This is a genomic window from Vannielia litorea (genome assembly GCF_019801175.1).
Classification (GTDB): domain Bacteria; phylum Pseudomonadota; class Alphaproteobacteria; order Rhodobacterales; family Rhodobacteraceae; genus Vannielia; species Vannielia litorea_B.
The window spans coordinates 400,019-418,628 of the sequence record NZ_JAHVJR010000002.1 but is presented as its reverse complement, the minus strand read 5'-3'; the positions used below and the strand labels follow the sequence as shown (position 1 = coordinate 418,628).

At 67.3% G+C, this 18,610-nt stretch carries 20 protein-coding genes and 1 riboswitch; of the genes, 9 read left to right on the top strand and 11 right to left on the bottom strand.

Annotated elements, in window-relative coordinates:
- Nucleotides 1-22: 22 nt before the first annotated feature.
- Both KUV38_RS17475 and KUV38_RS17470 read left to right on the top strand, forming a co-directional pair.
- Nucleotides 23-313: an HU family DNA-binding protein gene (locus KUV38_RS17475; RefSeq protein ID WP_222471473.1), complete on the top strand. Its 291-nt coding sequence runs from the start codon at nt 23-25 to the stop codon at nt 311-313.
- Nucleotides 314-493: 180 nt separating this feature from the next.
- Nucleotides 494-1,375: a DMT family transporter gene (locus KUV38_RS17470; RefSeq protein WP_222471472.1), complete on the top strand. Its 882-nt coding sequence runs from the start codon at nt 494-496 to the stop codon at nt 1,373-1,375.
- Between the two features lies 1 nt (nt 1,376).
- Here the strand turns inward: KUV38_RS17470 and KUV38_RS17465 are convergent, their stop codons facing one another.
- The 3 genes from KUV38_RS17465 to KUV38_RS17455 all read right to left on the bottom strand — a co-directional run bounded on the left by KUV38_RS17465 (nt 1,377) and on the right by KUV38_RS17455 (nt 4,307).
- Nucleotides 1,377-1,976, bottom strand: a complete 600-nt coding sequence (locus KUV38_RS17465) for a glutathione S-transferase family protein (RefSeq protein WP_222471471.1) — start codon at nt 1,974-1,976, stop codon at nt 1,377-1,379.
- An 89-nt stretch (nt 1,977-2,065) separates the two neighbouring features.
- Complete coding sequence (aroC, locus tag KUV38_RS17460) at nt 2,066-3,169, bottom strand: chorismate synthase (RefSeq protein WP_222471470.1); 1,104 nt, start codon at nt 3,167-3,169, stop codon at nt 2,066-2,068.
- Between the two features lie 379 nt (nt 3,170-3,548).
- Complete coding sequence (locus KUV38_RS17455; RefSeq protein WP_222471469.1) at nt 3,549-4,307, bottom strand: hypothetical protein; 759 nt, start codon at nt 4,305-4,307, stop codon at nt 3,549-3,551.
- 119 nt (nt 4,308-4,426) lie between these two features.
- A riboswitch (TPP riboswitch) is annotated at nt 4,427-4,538 on the top strand.
- Between the two features lie 37 nt (nt 4,539-4,575).
- On the opposite strand from KUV38_RS17455, the gene KUV38_RS17450 reads away from it, so the two are divergent.
- From KUV38_RS17450 to KUV38_RS17440, 3 genes are read left to right on the top strand one after another with little or no spacing between them, the layout of a single operon-like run.
- The gene (locus tag KUV38_RS17450) at nt 4,576-5,550 is read left to right on the top strand and encodes a thiamine ABC transporter substrate binding subunit (protein ID WP_222471468.1); all 975 of its coding nucleotides are present in this window, start codon (nt 4,576-4,578) and stop codon (nt 5,548-5,550) included.
- Nucleotides 5,526-7,073, top strand: coding sequence for a thiamine/thiamine pyrophosphate ABC transporter permease ThiP (locus tag KUV38_RS17445; RefSeq protein WP_222471467.1), 1,548 nt, complete (start codon nt 5,526-5,528; stop codon nt 7,071-7,073). Before KUV38_RS17450 ends, KUV38_RS17445 begins: the two co-directional genes overlap by 25 nt.
- Nucleotides 7,060-7,752 carry an ATP-binding cassette domain-containing protein gene (locus tag KUV38_RS17440; protein WP_222471466.1) on the top strand — a complete coding sequence of 231 codons (693 nt, stop codon included), beginning with the start codon at nt 7,060-7,062 and terminating at the stop codon, nt 7,750-7,752. Before KUV38_RS17445 ends, KUV38_RS17440 begins: the two co-directional genes overlap by 14 nt.
- A gap of 127 nt (nt 7,753-7,879) precedes the next feature.
- Here the strand turns inward: KUV38_RS17440 and KUV38_RS17435 are convergent, their stop codons facing one another.
- Genes KUV38_RS17435 through petA form a run of 3 tightly spaced genes read right to left on the bottom strand, consistent with a single transcriptional unit; the run spans nt 7,880 to nt 10,632 of the window.
- Nucleotides 7,880-8,710 carry a cytochrome c1 gene (locus tag KUV38_RS17435; protein WP_222471465.1) on the bottom strand — a complete coding sequence of 277 codons (831 nt, stop codon included), beginning with the start codon at nt 8,708-8,710 and terminating at the stop codon, nt 7,880-7,882.
- 18 nt (nt 8,711-8,728) lie between these two features.
- Nucleotides 8,729-10,057 (bottom strand): cytochrome b, encoded by a 1,329-nt coding sequence (gene petB, locus KUV38_RS17430; RefSeq protein WP_222471464.1) that lies wholly within the window; start codon nt 10,055-10,057, stop codon nt 8,729-8,731.
- 14 nt (nt 10,058-10,071) lie between these two features.
- Nucleotides 10,072-10,632, bottom strand: a complete 561-nt coding sequence (petA, locus tag KUV38_RS17425; RefSeq protein ID WP_222471463.1) for a ubiquinol-cytochrome c reductase iron-sulfur subunit — start codon at nt 10,630-10,632, stop codon at nt 10,072-10,074.
- 285 nt (nt 10,633-10,917) lie between these two features.
- Here petA and KUV38_RS17420 point away from each other — a divergent pair, with 285 nt between their 5' ends.
- Nucleotides 10,918-11,598, top strand: a complete 681-nt coding sequence (locus tag KUV38_RS17420) for an outer membrane protein (RefSeq protein WP_222471462.1) — start codon at nt 10,918-10,920, stop codon at nt 11,596-11,598.
- Between the two features lie 45 nt (nt 11,599-11,643).
- Here the strand turns inward: KUV38_RS17420 and KUV38_RS17415 are convergent, their stop codons facing one another.
- Both KUV38_RS17415 and KUV38_RS17410 read right to left on the bottom strand, forming a co-directional pair.
- Nucleotides 11,644-12,258 (bottom strand): glutathione S-transferase, encoded by a 615-nt coding sequence (locus KUV38_RS17415; RefSeq protein WP_222471461.1) that lies wholly within the window; start codon nt 12,256-12,258, stop codon nt 11,644-11,646.
- 110 nt (nt 12,259-12,368) lie between these two features.
- The gene (locus tag KUV38_RS17410) at nt 12,369-12,989 is read right to left on the bottom strand and encodes an FMN-binding negative transcriptional regulator (protein ID WP_222471460.1); all 621 of its coding nucleotides are present in this window, start codon (nt 12,987-12,989) and stop codon (nt 12,369-12,371) included.
- A gap of 279 nt (nt 12,990-13,268) precedes the next feature.
- On the opposite strand from KUV38_RS17410, the gene KUV38_RS17405 reads away from it, so the two are divergent.
- From KUV38_RS17405 to lpxK, 3 genes are read left to right on the top strand one after another with little or no spacing between them, the layout of a single operon-like run.
- Entirely contained in the window at nt 13,269-13,511 is a 243-nt protein-coding gene (locus KUV38_RS17405; protein ID WP_140012616.1) for a DUF4170 domain-containing protein, read from the top strand.
- Between the two features lie 25 nt (nt 13,512-13,536).
- Nucleotides 13,537-14,748 (top strand): hypothetical protein, encoded by a 1,212-nt coding sequence (locus KUV38_RS17400; protein ID WP_222471459.1) that lies wholly within the window; start codon nt 13,537-13,539, stop codon nt 14,746-14,748.
- Nucleotides 14,748-15,713, top strand: coding sequence for a tetraacyldisaccharide 4'-kinase (lpxK, locus tag KUV38_RS17395; protein WP_222471458.1), 966 nt, complete (start codon nt 14,748-14,750; stop codon nt 15,711-15,713). Before KUV38_RS17400 ends, lpxK begins: the two co-directional genes overlap by 1 nt.
- A 292-nt stretch (nt 15,714-16,005) precedes the next feature.
- On the opposite strand, the gene KUV38_RS17390 is transcribed toward lpxK, so the two are convergent.
- The 3 genes from KUV38_RS17390 to KUV38_RS17380 form a co-directional block, all read right to left on the bottom strand.
- Nucleotides 16,006-17,112 carry a site-specific DNA-methyltransferase gene (locus KUV38_RS17390; RefSeq protein WP_222471457.1) on the bottom strand — a complete coding sequence of 369 codons (1,107 nt, stop codon included), beginning with the start codon at nt 17,110-17,112 and terminating at the stop codon, nt 16,006-16,008.
- Between the two features lie 92 nt (nt 17,113-17,204).
- Nucleotides 17,205-17,837 carry a ribonuclease HII gene (locus tag KUV38_RS17385; RefSeq protein ID WP_222471456.1) on the bottom strand — a complete coding sequence of 211 codons (633 nt, stop codon included), beginning with the start codon at nt 17,835-17,837 and terminating at the stop codon, nt 17,205-17,207.
- A gap of 198 nt (nt 17,838-18,035) precedes the next feature.
- Entirely contained in the window at nt 18,036-18,485 is a 450-nt protein-coding gene (locus KUV38_RS17380) for a hypothetical protein (protein WP_222471455.1), read from the bottom strand.
- Nucleotides 18,486-18,610: the final 125 nt, after the last annotated feature.

The following is an 18,610-nucleotide window of genomic DNA, read 5'->3' as shown; positions in this document are numbered from 1 at the left end:
TCACTTACGAGGAGACAAGTACATGGCAACCAAACCGATGACCAAGACTCAACTGGTCGCCGCCATCGCCGAAGAGCTGGACAGCGACAAGAAGTCCGCCGGTGCCGCGCTCGAAGCGATCACTGCGATCATCACCAAGGAAGTTTCCGGCGGCGGCGCCGTGACCCTCCCCGGTGTGGGCAAGATCTACTGCCGCGAGCGCCCCGAGCGCATGGTGCGCAACCCCGCCACCGGCGAGCAGATCAAGAAAGAGGCCGACAAGGTGGTGAAGATGACCATCGCCAAGGCTCTGAAAGACAGCGTGAACGGCTAAGCCGACCGCTAAAAGCTGCCAAGGCTTTCGAGGCCGCCCCATCCGGGCGGCCTTTTACTTTGGTGACCCACTTTCTCGGCAGCGCGGCATCCGCCAACATGCTTGCTCTCGTCATGCAAATCGGCTGGACCCTCCCGCGCGGGAGGCGTAGGGCGGTTGGGCGACGACAAGGGGCTGAATATGGATATCCGCGCAATCTTCATGGGGCTGACTTTTGCCTTCATCTGGTCGTCGGCCTTTACCTCGGCGCGGATCATCGTCACCGCCGCCCCGCCGCTGGCAGTCAGCTCGATCCGGTTCTTTCTGGCGGGCTGCATCGCGCTGCTGATCGCGCGGGCGCTGGGGCAGAGCTTCAACCTCACGCGCGGCCAATGGCGCGCGACGATCATCTTCGGCGTCTGCCAGAATGCGCTCTATCTTGGCCTGAACTTCATCGCCATGCAATGGGTCGAGGCCGGGCTGGCGGCGATCATCGCCTCCTCCATGCCGCTGCTTGTGGGCCTGATCGGCTGGGTCGCACTGGGCGATCGGCTGCCGCGCGTCGGCGTGCTGGGCCTCGTGCTTGGCTTCGGCGGGGTGCTGCTGATCATGGGCGCGCGGCTTGAGGCGGGCGTGAGCCTGCCCGGCGTGGCGCTTTGCGTGGTGGCGGCCCTTGCGCTGGCGGTGGCCACGCTGGCCCTGCGCGGCGCCTCCGGCGGCGGCGGCAACCTCATGGTCGTCGTCGGCTACCAGATGCTCATCGGCGGGGCCTGCCTGATCCTGCCCTCCGCCCTCTTCGAGACGTGGGAATACACCCCCAGCACCTCGCTCCTGCTGGCCTTCCTCTACACCGTCTTCGTCCCCGGCCTGCTGGCGACCTGGATCTGGTTCCTGCTGGTGGGGCGGATCGGGGCGGTGAAGGCCGCCACGTTCCACTTTCTGAACCCGTTCTTCGGCGTGCTGGTCGCCTGGATCTTCCTCGATGAGCGTATCGGCCCGCTCGATATTGCGGGCGTCGCCATCATCGCCGTGGGCATCCTGCTGGTGCAGCTCGCCAAGGTCGCCAAGAAGGCCGAGGGCTGACCTACGCGCGCTCCCGCGCCACCACGGCCTGCACCGCCGGGCGGGCGTTGACCCGGTCGAACCATGCCTCGATCACCGGCACCTTGGGCAGCCAGTCGCGGTTCCACTGGTAGGGCGAGGCCATGATCAGGTCGGCCGCCGAAAAGCCGCTTTCGAGCAGGTAGTCCTGCCCCTCCAGCGCCGCTTCCATTCGCGCGGTCATGGCCCCCATATCGCGATAGGTGGTCACCCAGATCGGGTTGTCCGCCACCTCGCAGACCATCCCCATGATCAGCGGCTCCACCACGCCCGCGTAATAGGCCAGCCACATCAGGAACGGCCCTCTCTCGGGGTGGCCGGGCGGCACTGCTGTGGGCGCATCGGGGAAGAGCTCGGAGAGCAGCGCGAGGATCGCGGCACGTTCCGTCACCAGCGTTCCGTCCACCTCCAGTGCGGGCACTTTCTTTTCGGGGTGGGGGTTGTCGGCGTCCGGCCCGCCGGAGCCATCCTGCCGCGCAACAGAGACGATTTTCGTCTCTATTTCTGCGGAAAGGCCCATTTCTTCGATTGCCATGGCAACGGTGCCGCTGCGGGAATGTGCTGAATGGTAGAATCTGATCATGACTGTCTCCTGTGTCTGCCGCCTCCCTAGCAGAGCCCACCTGACAGGGTTGTGTCAGGAGCGCTGGCAGGATCGGCGACAGGAGGCAGTCAGCCGATCTTGCCGGGCAATCCTTCGCCCACCTGCCCGCGATGCAGCAGGATGTGATCGAGCAGCACGCAGGCCATCATCGCCTCGCCCACCGGCACCGCGCGGATGCCCACGCAGGGGTCGTGCCGGCCCTTGGTGATGATCTCGGTCTCCTCGCCCGCCTTGTTTATCGTCCGCCGCGGCTTGAGGATCGAACTTGTCGGCTTCACCGCGAAACGCACCACGATGTCCTGCCCGGTCGAGATACCGCCGAGAATGCCGCCCGCGTGGTTGGAGCTATAGACGGGCCCGCCCTGGCTCATGCTGATCTCGTCGGCATTCGCCTCACCGGTGAGCCGCGCAGCGGCGAAACCGTCACCGATCTCCACGCCCTTCACCGCGTTGATGCTCATCATCGCGGCGGCAAGATCGGTGTCGAGCTTGCCATAGACGGGCGCGCCAAGCCCCGCAGGGGCGCCCGAGGCCACAACCTCGATCACCGCGCCCACCGAGTTGCCGCTCTTGCGCAACTCGTCGAGGTATCCGGCCCACTCTTCCGCAGCCTGTGCGTCAGGGGTCCAAAAAGGGTTCTGGTCGATCTGGGCCATGTCGTAGCGGGCCGGGTCGGCGGCACGGTTGCCCATGCTCACCATGAACCCCTTGATCGAAAGCGACGGCGCCAGCTTGGCCAGCGCATTCCGGGCCAGCCCGCCCGCCGCCACCCGCGCCGCGGTTTCCCGCGCCGAGGAGCGGCCGCCGCCGCGATAGTCCCTGATCCCGTATTTCTGCCAATAGGTGATATCGGCATGGCCCGGCCGGAACTTCTCGGCAATGTCGCCATAGTCCTTCGAGCGCTGGTCGGTGTTGCGGATCATCAGCTGCACCGGTGTTCCGGTGGTCACACCCTCGAACACGCCCGAAAGGATCTCCACCTGATCCGGCTCGCGCCGCTGTGTGGTGTATTTGTTCTGCCCCGGCTTGCGCTTGTCGAGCCAGACCTGCAGCTGATCCGCTGTCACCGGCACGCCCGGCGGGCAGCCATCGACGGTGCAGCCAAGGGCAGGCCCGTGGCTCTCGCCCCAAGTGGTGACGCGGAAGAGGTGGCCGAATGTGTTGAGGCTCATGGGCAGGGCTCCTTTGGCAGCAAGGAGTTACCCAAGGCGCGGCGCGGTGCCAAGGAGAAACAAACCGGCAGGAGCCCGGGACAATCAATGATGACAATGCCACCGCCCAGCTCTTTCAGAGGCCCCCGGTGGCATATTGGGGGGCCCGAGCTCCTGCCGATTCAGTTCAGCAACGAACCCCCGGTAACCATGGGGGCATCGTAACCACACTGGTCGTTGCGAGGCGCTTGGAGCGCCTTCGTTATGTCAGAGAACATACCACAACCCGGCGCGAACCGTTTCGCATTTCGCGCCAATCCGCACGCGGCGGCGGGAATGTTGCAGATGGGTTACGCTGGGTTAACTTCGGATAACACCCTATAAAAGCGAGTGATTTTCCTTACGGCAACGGAAGGTTGTGAAGCACCCCGCGGCGCGAGGAGAACTCCGGCCGCGCCGCACGCCGCCCGTCGAGCGGAATGGTGATGCCAACGGCCACCCAGTTTTCGCGCTTGTCCAGCAGGTCAAAATGATGCTGCCCGGCGGCGACCGAGAGCTGTATCTCGCGCCCCGAGCCGGGCATTTCCAGCCATGTGTCGACCCCGAGGGCGAGGCGGTAGAAATCCTGATCGCCCGAGGCGAGGTTGGCGGTGTCTTTCAGGAAGGCACCATAGGCCGAGACCGGCCCCTGCCCGGTGTACCCCACCCGCAGGCCCTTGTTGGTGGCATAGCCCTCATCGCCCAGCACGCCGCCCCGGGTCTCGCCAAACCACAGCTCGCCGCCCCAGCCGGAGGCGGTCTGCACTGCGGCCTCGACCCCCAGCGCATAGGCCCCGCCGCCCTCGCTCTGGCTGCCGAGCCAGAGATAGGGGCCAAGCGCCACCCAGCTGGCGGGCCGCGCGGAGGCATGCACCAGCACCCCGGCGGCTGTCAGGCTCTCAGACCCGGCCTCGGTGGTGGAGAGCGAGAGGTCTACCGCCAGCTCGCCCCAGCCCAGCCCATAGATCGCGCGGGCTTCGCCGGTGAGGCCAAGGTAGTCCCCCGCCGGATGTCCGCCGCCCTCCAGCGTAACGCCGAAGGACTCAAAGCCAGTGGCCTGCTGCGCGGCGGCGGGCAGCGGCAGAAGACAGGCCAGTGCGAGGGCGATTGGGCGGATCATGTCGGTCTCCATTGAACAGTCACAAATGCTAGGCCGCGCGCATCAAAAGGGAAGGCCCGGGCGTGCCGCAGCGCAGCATCTGTGACCTCCTTGCCATTGCACCGCACCGCTCTATGCTGCGCCTCACCTCGGGGTGCCCCAGCAGTGGGGCTGAGATGCCGGCCAAGCGCCCGCGAACCCGTCGAACCTGAACCGGCTAGAACCGGCGGAGGGAAGGTTTCGAGTCCCCTCGATTGCCCGCTCCGTCCGCATGCAATGGAGGATACCCATGAAGACCCCCCTCATCGCCGCGGGATTTGCCCTTGTCGCCAGCATGGCGACGGCGGAAACCCTGACGGTCTATGCCCCTGACTACTTCGCCAGCGAGTGGGGCCCCGGCCCCGCGATCAAAACCGCCTTCGAGGCCGAGTGCAGCTGCGAGCTTGAGTTTGTCACCGGCGACGTGCTGCCGCGCATCCTGCTGGAGGGCGCCCGCAGCGAGGCCGATGTCGCCATCGGCCTGAGCCAGGATGAAATGGCCCGCGCCGCCGCCTCCGGCCTCTTCGCCGCCCATGGGCAGGATGTTTCGACCCTGACCATGCCCGTTTCGTGGGAGGATGACACCTTCCTGCCGTTCGACTGGAGCCACCTCGCCTTCATCTACGACCAGCGCACCGAGACCCCGCCAACCAGCTTCGAGGCGCTGCTGGCCATGCCCGATGACACCCGCATCGTCATTCAAGACCCACGCGCCTCTGCCGCCGGGCTGGCGCTGGTGATGTGGGTCGAGGAGCTTTACGGCGACAAGGCGGGCGAGGCCTGGGCGCGGCTGGCGCCCAAGATCCTCACTGTCACCAAGGGCTGGAGCGAGGCCTATGGCATGTTCACCGAGGGCGAGGCCGACATGGTGCTGAGCTACACCACCTCGCCCGCCTATCACATCATGGCCGAGGGCGATGAGAGCAAGAAGGCGGCGATCTTCGAAGAGGGCAACTACCTCTACGTCGAACTGGCCGCGCAGCTTGTCGGCACCGACCAGCCCGACCTTGCGCAGCGCTTCATGGATTTCATCCTGAGCGACGGTTTCCAGACGGCCATCCCCGAGGGCAACTGGAGCTTCCCGGCCAAGCTGGACGCCGAGAAACTGCCCGAAACCTTCCGCACCCTCCCGGTGCCGGACAAGGCGCTCTACGTCGATGCCGAGACGGCAGAGGCCATGCGCGATGAGGCCATCGAAACGTGGCGGCAGGGTCTCAGCCAGTAACCCGCAGCCTCGCCGCGCTCGCGGCGGCGCTCGTGCTGGCGGTCACGCTGGGCACGCTCGCCGCCGTGGCATGGCGGGCCGAGGGCTTTGCCGGGGTCGGGCCTGCGGCGCGCGATGCGCTCTGGTTCACCCTCTGGCAGGCCGTGGTTTCGGCCAGCCTCAGCGTGATTCTTGCCGTCCCGGTGGCCCGCGCCCTCGCCCGGCGGCGCTTTCGCGGCCGGGGGGCGGTGATCACCCTCATGGGCGCCCCCTTCATCCTCCCCACCATAGTCGCCGTACTGGGCCTCGTCGCCGTCTTCGGGCGCTCCGGCGTGGTCAACGTGGCACTCCGGGCGCTTGGCCTGCCCGAGGTCAGCCCCTACGGCGCGCAGGGGGTGATTCTGGCCCATGTCTTCTTCAACCTGCCTTTGGCGGTGCGCCTCGTGCTGCAAGGCTGGCTCTCGATCCCTGCCGAACGCTTCCGCCTCGCCGCCTCGCTGGGCATGGAGGCAGGCGCGGTGCAGCGCGCGCTGGAGTGGCCCATGCTCCGCAGCGTGCTGCCCGGCGCATGGCTACTGATCTTCGCCCTCTGCCTCACCAGCTTTGCCGTGGCGCTGGCCTTGGGCGGCGGGCCGGGCGCCACCACCGTCGAACTGGCGATCTACCAGGCCTTCCGGTTTGACTATGACCTTGGCGCCGCCTCGGTACTCGGCCTCGTGCAATTCGCCCTCGCGGGCGTCGCCGCCGCGCTGGCTTGGGGCCTCGCGCGGCCTGCCGTCTTTGCCGGGGGGCTGGGCGGCGTGGTGCGCCGCTGGGATGGCGGCGGCTGGTTGCGCCTGCAGGATGCCACGGTGATCGCGCTCGCCGCGCTCTTCCTGCTCGCACCGCTGCTGGCCGTGGGCCTGCGTGGCGTGGCAGGCCTCGCCGAGATGCCCGCCGCTGTCTGGTGGGCCGCGCTGCGCTCGATCCTCGTGGCCCTCGCCTCCGCCGCGCTCTGTCTCGCCCTCGCCCTGCCAATGGCGCTCGCCGCCCGGCGCGGGCTTTGGGTGCAGCTTGTCGGCGTGCTGCCCATCGCCGCCTCGCCGCTGGTGATTGGCACCGGCCTCTTCATCCTCAGCTACCGCTGGGTCCGCCCCGATGAGATCGCGCTGGCGGTGACCGCCCTCGTCAACGCGGTTCTGGCCCTGCCGTTCGCCCTCGCCGCGCTGGTGCCCGCCGCGCGCGAGATGCGCGCAGGCTCCGGGCGGCTGGCCGACAGCCTCGGCATGAGTGGCTGGGCGCGGATGCGGCTGGTCACCCTTCCTGTCCTCCGCCGCCCCATCGGCTTTGCCCTCGGCCTCGCCGCCGCGCTCTCGATGGGCGACCTCGGGGTGATCGCGCTTTTTGCAGATGGCGACACCGCCACCCTGCCGCTGCAACTCTACCGCCTGATGGCCTCCTACCGGATCGATCAGGCGGCAGGCGCGGCGTTGCTGCTTCTGGCCCTCTCGCTGGCGCTGTTCTGGGGATTCGATCGGGGAGGGCGCGCAAATGCTGGCGCTTGAAGGGCTGCGGCTCACGCAGGGCAGTTTCACCCTCACCGCCGATTGGGCCTTGCCCCCCGGCGCCCGCGCGGCGGTCATCGGCCCCTCCGGCGCGGGCAAATCGACCCTGCTGATGGGCATCGCGGGCTTCGTAGAGCCTGCGGCGGGCCGGGTGCTCTGGGACGGCGCCGAGATCAGCGCCCTGCCGCCCGGCGCGCGGCCCGTCAGCGTACTGTTTCAGGAAGAGAACCTCTTCGGCCACCTCAGCGTGGCCCGCAACACCGGCCTCGGCCTGCGGCCCGACCTGCGGCTCTCTGCCGAGGAGCTGCGGCACGTCGAGGCGGCGCTGGACCGCGTCGGGCTGGGGGGCATGGGCAACCGGCTCCCACGCGCGCTGAGCGGCGGCCAGCGCAGCCGCGTGGCCCTCGCCCGCGTGCTCCTCCGCGCCCGCCCGGTGCTGCTGCTCGATGAGCCTTTCGCCGCGCTGGGGCCTGCGCTGAAACGCGAGATGCTGGCGCTGGTGGAGGAAATCGCGGGCGACGCGGGGGCCACGGTCCTGATGGTCACCCACGACCCCGCCGATGCCCGCGCCTTCGCCGGGCAAACCGTGGTGGTCGCCAATGGTCAGGCCGCCCCGCCGGTCGAGACCGGCCCGCTGCTCGATGATCCGCCCGAGGCGCTGCGGGCCTATCTAGGGTAGCTCGTCATCGGCCCCTGGCCATTCCTCGCCACTGCGAAGACGCCTCGAAGGGCGGATGAGCAACCCCCCAAACGACGAAGGCGCGAACCTTGCGGTCCGCGCCTTTTTGTCAGTCTGCCGTCAAGGCTCAGTCCTTGGCGTTGAGCGCCTTGGCCTTCGCCTTATGCGGCGCCCAGAGGCGCTTGTTGGTCAGGTAGAGCAGCACCGAGAGGAAGATCAGGAAGCCGACGATCAGGAAGCCGGTCTCCTTGCGCTGCATCATCTTCGGTTCGGCAGCCCACATCAGGAAGGCGGCGATATCCTCGGATTCGTGGTGCAGGTCGTTGCTGTGACCATCGTCAAAGTCCACGTCCTCACCGGCGAGCGGCGGGGCCATCGAGATCCAGCCACCGGGGAAGGCGGTGTTCTCGTAGAGGGTCGCGCCATACTCAGTCTTCTCCTCGCCGGTGTAACCGGTCAGGAGCGAGGCGATGTATTCGGCGCCGCCCATGCCCTTGAAGAACTGGTTGATGCCGGTGCCGTAAGGCCCGTGGAAGCCCGCGCGCGCCTTGGCCATCAGGCTGAGGTCGGGCGCGTTGGCGGTGGTCACGGCCGGGAAGTTGTCTGCCGGGGTGGGCGTGCGGAACTCGCCCGTCTCGGCATCGTAGTAATCCCGGTTGGCGTCTTCATCGAGGATCGCGACCTGCGAGGCGTAGGCGCGCACCTGATCTTCGGAGTAGCCCAGCCCGCCCTCTTCGGCCATCGACCGGAAGGAGACGTATTTCAGCCCGTGACAGGCCGAGCAGATCTCGGTGTAGATCTTCAGGCCGCGCTGCAGCTGGTTCTGGTCATACTTGCCGAAGGGGCCCTCGAAGGAGAAGGCAAAGTCTTCGACGTGGCCCTCGGCCCCCGCCGCGAGGGCGGAGGTCGCCGGCGTTGCCAGCGCGAGGAGGGCGGTGAGTGCGAGTTTGCGGATCATGTCTCTCTCTCCGTCCTCTTATTCGGCGGGCGTGGCCGATTTGGCCTTGCCGTAGTGGGCGTTGAAGTCGTCTTCGATCGTCGCCGGGCGCGGCAACGGTTTCTCGATGACGCCGAGCAGCGGCAGGATCACCAGGAAGTAGGCAAACCAGTAGGCCGAGGCGACGAGCGAGAAGCTCGAGTAGGGCTCTTCCGCCGGCATGGCGCCAAGCCACATCAGCACCACGAAGTCGATGACCAGCAGCAGGAACCACCACTTGAACATCGGGCGGTAGCGACCGGAGCGCACCGAGGAGGTGTCGAGCCAGGGCGCCAGCGCCATCACCGCGATCGCGCCGAACATCGCCAGCACACCGAAGAACTTGGCGTCGATGATGCCGAAGCTGATCCACTCGGCGAACATCACCACCCAGACGTCGGAGGTGAAGGCCCGCAGGATCGCGTAGAACGGCAGGAAGTACCACTCAGGCACGATGTGCGCAGGCGTCGAGAGCGGGTTGGCTTCGATGTAGTTGTCGGGGTGGCCGAGGTAGTTGGGCATGAAGGCCACCACCGCGAAGAACACCGCGAGGATCACCGCCAGCGCGAACAGGTCCTTGATCACGAAGTAGGGCCAGAAGGGCAGCGTGTCTTTCTCGGCCTCTTCCTTGGTCGCGGTCCGCACGGAAACACCCGTCGGGTTGTTATTGCCAGTGGTGTGGAAGGCCCAGATGTGCACGGCCACCAGCGCCGCGATGACCATCGGCAGCAGGTAGTGCAGCGAGAAGAAGCGGTTCAGCGTGGCGTTGTCCACGGCCGGTCCGCCGAGCAGCCAGGTCTGGATGTCGGGGCCGATGAAGGGGATCGCGCCGAACAGGCCGGTGATCACCGTGGCACCCCAGAAAGACATCTGACCCCAAGGCAGCACGTAGCCCATGAAGGCGGTGCCCATCATCGCGAGGTAGATCAGCATGCCCACGATCCAGGTCACTTCGCGGGGCGCCTTGTAGGAGCCGTAGAACAGGCCGCGGAAGATGTGGATGTAGACCGCGAAGAAGAACAGCGAAGCGCCGTTCATGTGGGTGTAGCGGATGAAGTAGCCGCCGTTCACATCGCGCATGATGTGCTCGATGGAGGCAAAGGCGTAATCCACGTGCGGGGTGTAATGCATCACCAGCACAACGCCGGTGGCGATCATCAGCACGAGGCAGAAGGTCAGGACGATGCCCCAGATCCACCACCAGTTCAGGTTCTTGGGGGTGGGGATCATCAGGGTGTCATAGGCCAGCCCAACGATGGGGAGGCGCGAGTGAAGCCATTTCTCGATGCCCGTCTTGGGCTCGTAATGGTCGTGCGGGATACCGGACATGCGCGTTTTCTCCCTTAGCCGAGCTGAATGGTGGTTTCGTCGACGAACTCGGCGACAGGCACCGGAAGGTTCTCGGGCGCCGGGCCTTTGCGGATACGGCCCGAGGTGTCGTAGTGCGAGCCGTGGCAGGGGCAGAACCAACCGCCGAACTCGCCAGCACCATCACCGAGCGGCACGCAGCCGAGGTGGGTGCAGACCCCCATCATCACCAGCCACTCGCCGTTCTCGTCCAGCGAGCGGTTCTCATCGGTCGCGGGCAGGCCGGGCTTGTTGGCGTTGCGGTCCTCGGGGTCGACCAGCTGGCTGACCTCGACAGCGCGCGCCTCTTCGATCTCTTCGGCGGTGCGGCGGCGGATGAACACCGGCTTGCCGAGCCATTTCACGGTCAGCTGGGTGCCGGTCTCGACACCCGAAACATCGACGCGAATCGAGCTGAGCGCCCGCACGTCGGCAGAGGGGTTCATCTGGTTGATGAGACCCCATGCTGCACCGCCAGCAACGACGGTGCCCGCCGCTGCGGTTGCATAATAGATGAAATCCCGGCGTGTACCTTCGGGCTCGTGAGTGTCCGACACGGGTTGTTCTCCTTCTCACCGGCCCGGCGCGTGGCGGGCCATGACGCGGCATGACAAGGGCGTGAACCCCAGCCATTTCGCGCGGTTATTAGCTGGCCCATCCGCGCCAGTCCAGCGGACATTCCCGCGCAGTTGCGGCCAAGTGACGCAAAAATCGCGGAACTGCCGGAAAAATGGCACAGGCAGGCCGGTTCTGCAGCGGCGCGGGCGCCGCTGGCTGTAAATCCGCCAGCGGCGTGCTAGGTGAGGGAGAACGCACCTGAAGACCCCCGGAGCACAGCCCACATGCGCATTTCCGCCCTGCCCCGCATCGCCGCGGCCCTCGCCCTATCCCTCGCCAGCACGCTGGCCGTCACCCTTCCGGCACAGGCCGAGATGGAGCTGAGCGTCTACACCGGTTACCAGACCGCGCCGCACAGCCGGGTCGAGGGCAATGACGGCACCGCCGACTTCTCCTTCCTGTCCGAGTGGGAGGGCCGGAGCTTCGAGATGCCGCCCTACTACGGGATTCGCGCCACGTGGTGGCGCAACGCCAACCTCGGGTTCGGCGCCGAGTTCACCCACACCAAGGTTTATGCCTCCGACGAAACCCTTGCCGACAACGGCTTTGACCGTCTCGAGTTGACCGACGGGCTGAACATCATCACCGCCAACGTGCTCTACCGCTGGCCCGGCCAGTGGGCCTCGGGCAAGGTCACGCCCTACGTGGGTGCAGGCCTCGGCATCGCCGTGCCGCACGTGGACATCACCCCCACCGGCGGCTCCAAGACCTTTGAATACCAGTTCACCGGCCCCGCCGCGCGCTGGCTGGCAGGCGCCTCCTACGCGATCAACGACACGTGGTCGGTGTTTGGCGAGTATCAGGGCACCTATTCGTCCAACAAGGGCGACCTCGCAGGTGGCGGCGAGTGGGAATCGAACATCCTCACCAACGCCATCAACATCGGTGTGAGCTACAAGTTCTGATGAAAGCGGCGGGTGCCTGCACCCGCCCGGCAGGCTGAGCGCCGGTTACGCCTCGGGCGGCCGGGTCGCCTGCATCGAGGGGCGCTCGCAGAAGCGGGCGTACCACTCGGCCAAGGCCTCGTTGCCCGCGCGCCAGTCGCGGTGCGGATGGCGGAAATCGGCATAGCCAAGGCCACAGGCCAGCGCGATCTGGGCCACGTCGAGCGGGCCGGACAGGTGGCTCATCCAGCGCGCGTTGGCATGGGTCGCCGCCCTCTGCGCCTTGCCCCATTGCGCCTCCACGATCTCGGCACTCTGCATCGCCTCGGGCCGCAGCCGGCCCTCATAGGTCATCGCCAGAATCGCCTCGGTAAAGCCATGCGCCAGCGCCTCCAGCGTCAGCACCTCCCAGATCCGGCTCTCCGGATAGAGCGTGCCGCTGCCCTGCGTGTCGAGAAACCGGCAGATCACCCGGCTGTCGAACATCGCCGGGCCATCTGGCCGTTCCAGCGTGGGGATCTTGCCGAGCGGGTTCTGCGCCACCGGCATGGTGCCCGGCTCCAGCGGGGTGCCCACGGCCTCGACGCAATCGATCTCATCGGCCAGCCCGACCTCATGGGCCACCACCATGACCATACGGACAAAGGGCGAGGCGGGGCTGTGATGGAGAATGTAGGGCATGGTGGAGCAACCGGCTGTGTTTGTGAGATATTCACGTTGGCCGAAGTTTGCGCCACTGGCAAGTTAACCTTATAGGCGGCCCGCTTCCGGCCACGGATCGCCGCGCAGGCTCAGTCTCCCGCGCCCATCATCAGCGCCGCCAGCAGCGCCACCTCCTGCCCGATGCCATAGCCCTTCACCTGCCGCGCCGCCGCCATCCTGTGCTCCGCCGGCTTGTTCTGCGCCAGCTTCCACGTGCTCTCCACCTTCTCGACGGCAAAGCGGAACGGCACGATCATCCGCATCAGCCGGGCCAGCGCATCGGCTGGCATCTTGTCCGCGGTCCACGGCGGCTTTGGCAGCAACCGCTGCTCGAAATGCTCCGACAGCGCGTCAAGCACCGCCCGCAGCTCGCTATCCGGCATCGGGTGGAGCGTGCCGTCGAGCTGCACCGCCACATAGTTCCACGTGGGCACCTGATGGTCCATCTCGTACCAGTCCGGCGAGATATAGCTGTCCGGCCCCATCACCGAGAGCCGCGCGGGCAAGGGTGCCGTGCAGGCCCGCGCCAGCGGGTTGGAGCGCATCAGGTGCAACAGTGCCACCCCGCTCTCGGTATCGAGCACGAAGGGCACATGGGCCGTGAGCGGCAGCGTCTCGCCATTGGCACTCAGCGTGCCGAAACCGCGCTCGGCGGCAAATTCGAGGCTCTGGGCGGTGGGCGCGTCACGGTAGATCGGGTTGGGATGCATCGGCAGATCCGGGCGGCGAAGGTTCGGCCCCCACCCTAAGCGCTTCTGCGCCGGGTGGAAGGGCGTCCCGCGCGGCCTCCTTCCGGCCTCCCCACCCAACGCGCCAAACGGCAACCGCCCGGCCAAAAGAGATTCAGGGCCTCCGGCGGGAATACTTGCAGCAAGAAAATGAACAAGGTGATCCAAACTGCACGCACCGCCCGCGCCTCAACCCTTCTTCAACCCCCCGGCATAATCCTCTACCCTGCCCGCAACCCACCCCAACCACGGGAGACCCTGATGACCCAGCGCCTTCACCTCGTCTTCGGCGGCGAGCTGATCGACCCGTCCAAAAGTGCCTTCAAGGATGTCGACGCCATCGACATCGTCGGCATGTTCCCCGATTACGCCTCCGCCTTCGACGCCTGGAAGGCCGCAGCCCAGCGCACCGTGGATAACGCCCACATGCGCTACTACATCGCCCATATCCACCGCCTCCGCGACGAGGAGGCCGAGGCCTCTCCGACCGAGGAACTGGGCTGACCGCCCTTTCCGCGCCCGGCCTGCCATGAGCCCCTCGCCGCTCTCCCGGGCCTTCGCCGGTCTGACCGGCCGCAGCCGCACTGCGCCTGCACCCAGCCCCGCCGGGCAGCGCCCGCCGGGGCGGCTGGTGTGGTGCCACGTGGCGGGCGGATGCGATGTGGAGACCCTTATCGAACTCGCCCGCGACATGGCCGAGAGCCACCCGGTCACCCTGCTTGTCACCGGGCTGGGCGAGCGCGCGGCAATCCATGATGAGAGCGATGGGGTGCTGCTGTTTCGCGCGCCGCCCGTGGCCGGGCGCACCGCGGCTCGCGCCTTTCTCGCGGCATGGCGGCCCGATGCCGGGCTCTGGGTCGGCCCGCCCGACAATGCCCCCCTGCTCACAACCCTCGGCACCGCCTGCCCGACCACCTTGATCGCGGCAGGAGACGACCGGCTCGCCGGGGCAGACCGCGCCACCCGCGCCGCGCTCCGGCTGGTGGCCGAGATCTGGGTCGGCAGCACCAGCGTTGCCGGGGCCGCCCGTGCCACCGGCATCGGCCCCTCGCGCATCCGCGTCACCGGCCCGCTCTTCGCCCCGCCCGCGCCGCCGCCCTGCATCGAGAGTGACCGGGCCGAACTGGCCGAACGCCTCGCCGCCCGCCCGGTCTGGCTCGCCGCCCGCCCCGCCGCCGATGAGTTGCCCCATGTGCTCGCCGCCCACCGCGCCGCGCTCGCCATTGCCCACCGCGCCCTGCTGCTGCTGATGCCGGGGGAGGATTGCCCCGAGGATGCCGCCCTCGCCGAGCGCCTCGCCGCGCAGGGCTTCAGCACCGCCAGCCGGGCCGAAGGCGAGGAACCCGCCGACAGCACCGAGATCTACCTGACCGACCGGCTCTCCCCCGAGGAAGATGGTCTCTGGTTCCGCCTTGCGCCGCTCTGCTACCTCGGCGGCACGCTGACCACCGGCACCCCTGTGCAACCCGCCGCCCCTGCCGCCGCGCTCGGCTCGGCCATCACGTTCGGCCCCCACGGCGAGGCGGAGGCGGCAACGCTGGCGCGACTCGCAGGCGCAGGCGCCGCCCGCGCACTGGCCGATGGCGCCGCGCTGCCCGCCGCCGTCTCCGAACTGCTCTCGCCCGACCGCGCCGCCGAACTGGCCGCCGCCGCATGGACGGAAATCTCCGAAGGCGCCGCCGTCATCTCGCGGCTGGCCACCCACCTCGGCACCCAGCTCGAAACCGGGGGCGCGATCTGATGCGCGCCCCGCTCTACTGGTACACCGCGCCAGAGGCCCCGGCGTGGCAGGCCCGCGCCCTCGCCCCGCTCGGCTGGCTCTACGCCCGCGCCACCGCCCGCCGCCTCGCCCGCCCCGGCATGCGCGCCTCGGTGCCGGTGATCTGCATCGGCAACATCAACGCGGGCGGCACCGGCAAGACCCCCACCACCATCGCGCTGGCCCAGCGCATCGAAGGCGTCCACATCGTCTCGCGCGGGCATGGGGGCAGCCTCGAAGGCCCGGTGCAGGTGAACGAGCGCAGCCATACCGCCGCCGAGGTCGGCGACGAGCCGCTCCTCACCGCTGCCTTCGCGCCTACATGGGTCGCCAAGGACCGCGCCGCCGGAGTCCGCGCCGCCGAGGCCGCAGGCGCGCGGGCAGTCATCCTCGATGACGGCTTCCAGAACCCTTCGGTCCATAAGGACTTCTCTCTGGTCGTAGTCGATGCCCATCGCGGCTTCGGCAATGGCCGCTGCCTGCCCGCCGGGCCGCTGCGCGAGCCGGTTGCCGCCGGGCTGGCCCGGGCGGACCTGCTGCTCTCCATTGGCCCGGAAGCCGCGCAGCAGAAGTTCGCCGCCGATTGGGGCCATGCCATCACCGTGCCGCACCTCACCGGCCACCTTGAGCCACTGCAAACCGGGATGGATTGGGAGGGTCTACCCACGCTCGCCTTCGCCGGAATCGGCCACCCCGAGAAGTTCTTCGCCACCCTGCGCGGCCTCGGCGCCAATGTGATCCGGGGCGAGGCACTGGACGACCACCAGCCGCTCACCCCCGCCCTCATGGCCCGGCTGGACCTGGAGGCCAAAGCCCTCGGCGCCCAGCTTGTGACCACCGAGAAGGACGCCGTGCGCCTGCCGCCCGACTTCCGCCAGAAGGTGCTCACCCTCCCCGTCCGCCTCGAACTCTCCGACTGGTCCGCCCTCGACGCCGCCCTGCCCTAGGCCGGGACTCGTCTCACTCCGCCTCACACCACACCCCGACCAGCGTGCGTTGTATTAGTTAATGCCCAAAACCCAACGTGCGTATGCATGGGATGTGCATCACTTGTGCATCGGATGTGCATGCCCCGAAATGCCGTTAACCCCTATGGGTTAACACAAGGCACGCTGCCCCGGCCCAAGGCCCGCGCCGGGCAAAAAAGGGGCCCCGTTGCCACTGGGGCAAACGGGGCCGAAGGTCGTGCCATGTGTCAGGCCACAGGCACCGGCGGTAACTTTGTGAACTCGAAGGGCTCTAGTCGCGCATCTCGGCGCGGATCTGCTGGCGCAGCACATCAATGCTCACCGGCTTTCCATCTTTCTTGAAGTGCCAATAGGTCCATCCGTTGCAGCTCGGCGCGCCTTCCAGATGCGCCCCCACCTTGTGGATCGAGCCCTTTACGTCATTGGCCACAAGCGTGCCGTCTGCCCGCACTTTGGCCGCGTTCTTGCCGTTGCCGCTCACCAGCATCTCGCCGGGGCGCAGCATCCCGCGCTCCACAAGCTGGCCAAAGGGCACCCGCGGCTCGGCCCGTTTGGAGGTGCTGACCGTCAGCGCGTCGCTGTCGATTTTCCGCACGTTATCAATGCGCTTCTGGGCAACTTCGCGGTATTCTGCCTCGCGCTCGATGCCGATGAAATCACGCCCGAGCATCTTGGCCACGGCGCCTGTGGTGCCGGTCCCGAAGAACGGGTCCAGCACCACATCGCCAGGGTTCGTCGTGGCGAGCAGTACACGATGGAGCAGGGCTTCCGGCTTTTGCGTCGGGTGCGCCTTCTCCCCCCTGGAGTTCTTGAGCCGCTCGTGGCCATTGCAGATGGGCAGCACCCAGTCCGACCGCATCTGCACGTCGTCGTTGAGCGCCTTCATTGCCTCGTAGTTGAAGGTGTATTTGCCACCCTCGGATTTGCTGGCCCAGATCATGGTTTCATGGGCGTTGGTCAGCCGCATGCCGCGGAAGTTGGGCATGGGGTTGGATTTGCGCCAGACCACGTCATTCAGAATCCAGTAACCCGCATCCTGTAGCTTGGTCCCGACCCGAAAGATGTTGTGATAGCTGCCGATCACCCAGATCGCACCATCTGGTTTCAGAATCCGGCGCGCGGCAGCCAACCACTCCTCGGTGAAGCGGTCGTAGGCCTTGAAGCTGTCGAACTGGTCCCAATGGTCGTCGACGGCGTCGACCTGCGAGTTGTCGGGGCGATGGAGGTTGCCCTTGAGCTGCAAGTTGTAGGGAGGGTCCGCGAAGATAAGATCAACCGAGGCCTCGGGGAGCTTGTTCATCTCCGCGATGCAGTCACCAGCCAAGATCTGGTTGAGCGGCAGCTCACGCTGCCCCTGTCGGGTCGTCGTCTTCGTCATGTGTCTGCCTCTGTCCCTGCGCTCTTTTGGCGCTCGGTGTTGTTGACTTGAGCATGAGTCAGAGGCGATTCGCGGTCAATTTCTTTTTTGAATCAGGGGTTTGTAGATTTTTGTTGCATCAAGATATTGCGTATCGGGGCAAAGGAACGCCGATGATGTTGTGTGACCCCCAATTGCTGGAGTGCCCTCAAGTGCACACTCGTTCCGTAGCCCGCGTTGCTCTCCCAGCCGTAGCCGGGGTGTTGTTGCGCCAAATCCACCATGAGCGCGTCACGGGCCACCTTGGCCACGATCGAGGCCGCCGCGATGGAGAGTGATTTGCCGTCACCCTTCACCACCGCCTCGGCCGATCCGCAGCCCTGCGGCAGCTTGTTTCCGTCGATCAGCAGGTGGTCCGGGGCGTTTGGCAGGCCAGCCACGGCGCGGGTCATCGCGGTGAGCGCGGCCTGGAGGATATTGATCTCGTCGATCTCCTCCACGCTCACATGCACGATGCAAACCTGCGCCGACGCATGGATCGCCTCGTTCAGCGCAAGGCGGCGTTTCTCGGTCAGCTTCTTGCTGTCGTTCAGCCCGGGCGGAATATTCGCAGGGTCCAGCACCACCGCCGCCGCCGTCACCGGCCCGGCCAGCGGGCCGCGCCCCACCTCGTCCACCCCGGCCACGCGGGCGAGGCCGCGGGCAAAGGCAGCTTCTTCAAGCGAGAAATCAGGAAAGCTCTTCATACCCTCCCATCACCCGGCAAGCGGCGGGGCGCAATGGGGAAGAGACCATAAAAATGCGCCATAAAAATGGGGCGGAGAGCCTCACCCTCCGCCCCCAGTCCAGCGTGGCCCCATGGGGATGACAGCCACGCCCTGCTCGGCGGTGCGCCCCAGGAGACCGGGACGCGCCTTGCCTGTTCGGTGTTCAGTTCCGGCGCATCAGGTCCGGTAGCCGGCGCGGCGCAGGCAGCGCTGCTCGTAGGCCTTCACCCGCTTGCGACCGAGGTCGAGCGTGTAAGAGCAGTTCTGCGGCAGCCGGGCCCGAAAGCCGCTGCGGTCGAGGCAGGGCTGGCCGTAGAAGATCTGCGTGCCCCGGCGGGTCGGCACGGCGGTTTCGCAGCGCTGCGGCAGCCGCGCATGGCGATTGCGATCCTTGTAGCGGTCGCCGCCGTAGCCGGGGGTGACCCGGATCACCCGGTCGGTGTCGCGGCGCGAGGTGCTGGCGCGGTCCTTGTTGCGCTCGTTGGCGGCCACCAGCGCGCCGATGGCACCAAGGCCGAGCAGCAGGCGGAGGGTTTCGCCCCGGTCCATCTCGGCCTGTGCGGGCGAGCTGAAGGAGGTGAGCGCCACGGCGGCGGCGAGGGCGGTTGCGGTCAGGGTCTTGAACATGGCGTTGTCCTTTCTTGCGTCTCAGGAGCCCGGGATGGGCGTCTGTCCGAGACGCGCCGGGGCGGTGATGAGATGAGGATGGGCGGGGGTGGGCCGGACAAACAATATCGCCGCCCGGCTATTGG

Excerpts from the sequence above, each read along its gene's own strand:
- petB (WP_222471464.1), bottom strand. The coding sequence starts at position 10,057 with ATGTCCGGTATCCCGCACGACCATTACGAGCCCAAGACGGGCATCGAG.
- KUV38_RS17385 (WP_222471456.1), bottom strand. The coding sequence starts at position 17,837 with ATGAAGAGCTTTCCTGATTTCTCGCTTGAAGAAGCTGCCTTTGCCCGC.
- KUV38_RS17390 (WP_222471457.1), bottom strand. The coding sequence starts at position 17,112 with ATGACGAAGACGACGACCCGACAGGGGCAGCGTGAGCTGCCGCTCAAC.
- KUV38_RS17440 (WP_222471466.1), top strand. The coding sequence starts at position 7,060 with ATGCTGGCGCTTGAAGGGCTGCGGCTCACGCAGGGCAGTTTCACCCTC.
- KUV38_RS17435 (WP_222471465.1), bottom strand. The coding sequence starts at position 8,710 with ATGATCCGCAAACTCGCACTCACCGCCCTCCTCGCGCTGGCAACGCCG.
- KUV38_RS17450 (WP_222471468.1), top strand. The coding sequence starts at position 4,576 with ATGAAGACCCCCCTCATCGCCGCGGGATTTGCCCTTGTCGCCAGCATG.
- KUV38_RS17405 (WP_140012616.1), top strand. The coding sequence starts at position 13,269 with ATGACCCAGCGCCTTCACCTCGTCTTCGGCGGCGAGCTGATCGACCCG.
- lpxK (WP_222471458.1), top strand. The coding sequence starts at position 14,748 with ATGCGCGCCCCGCTCTACTGGTACACCGCGCCAGAGGCCCCGGCGTGG.
- KUV38_RS17470 (WP_222471472.1), top strand. The coding sequence starts at position 494 with ATGGATATCCGCGCAATCTTCATGGGGCTGACTTTTGCCTTCATCTGG.
- KUV38_RS17420 (WP_222471462.1), top strand. The coding sequence starts at position 10,918 with ATGCGCATTTCCGCCCTGCCCCGCATCGCCGCGGCCCTCGCCCTATCC.
- KUV38_RS17410 (WP_222471460.1), bottom strand. The coding sequence starts at position 12,989 with ATGCATCCCAACCCGATCTACCGTGACGCGCCCACCGCCCAGAGCCTC.
- KUV38_RS17465 (WP_222471471.1), bottom strand. The coding sequence starts at position 1,976 with ATGATCAGATTCTACCATTCAGCACATTCCCGCAGCGGCACCGTTGCC.
- KUV38_RS17455 (WP_222471469.1), bottom strand. The coding sequence starts at position 4,307 with ATGATCCGCCCAATCGCCCTCGCACTGGCCTGTCTTCTGCCGCTGCCC.
- KUV38_RS17475 (WP_222471473.1), top strand. The coding sequence starts at position 23 with ATGGCAACCAAACCGATGACCAAGACTCAACTGGTCGCCGCCATCGCC.
- KUV38_RS17380 (WP_222471455.1), bottom strand. The coding sequence starts at position 18,485 with ATGTTCAAGACCCTGACCGCAACCGCCCTCGCCGCCGCCGTGGCGCTC.
- aroC (WP_222471470.1), bottom strand. The coding sequence starts at position 3,169 with ATGAGCCTCAACACATTCGGCCACCTCTTCCGCGTCACCACTTGGGGC.
- KUV38_RS17415 (WP_222471461.1), bottom strand. The coding sequence starts at position 12,258 with ATGCCCTACATTCTCCATCACAGCCCCGCCTCGCCCTTTGTCCGTATG.
- KUV38_RS17400 (WP_222471459.1), top strand. The coding sequence starts at position 13,537 with ATGAGCCCCTCGCCGCTCTCCCGGGCCTTCGCCGGTCTGACCGGCCGC.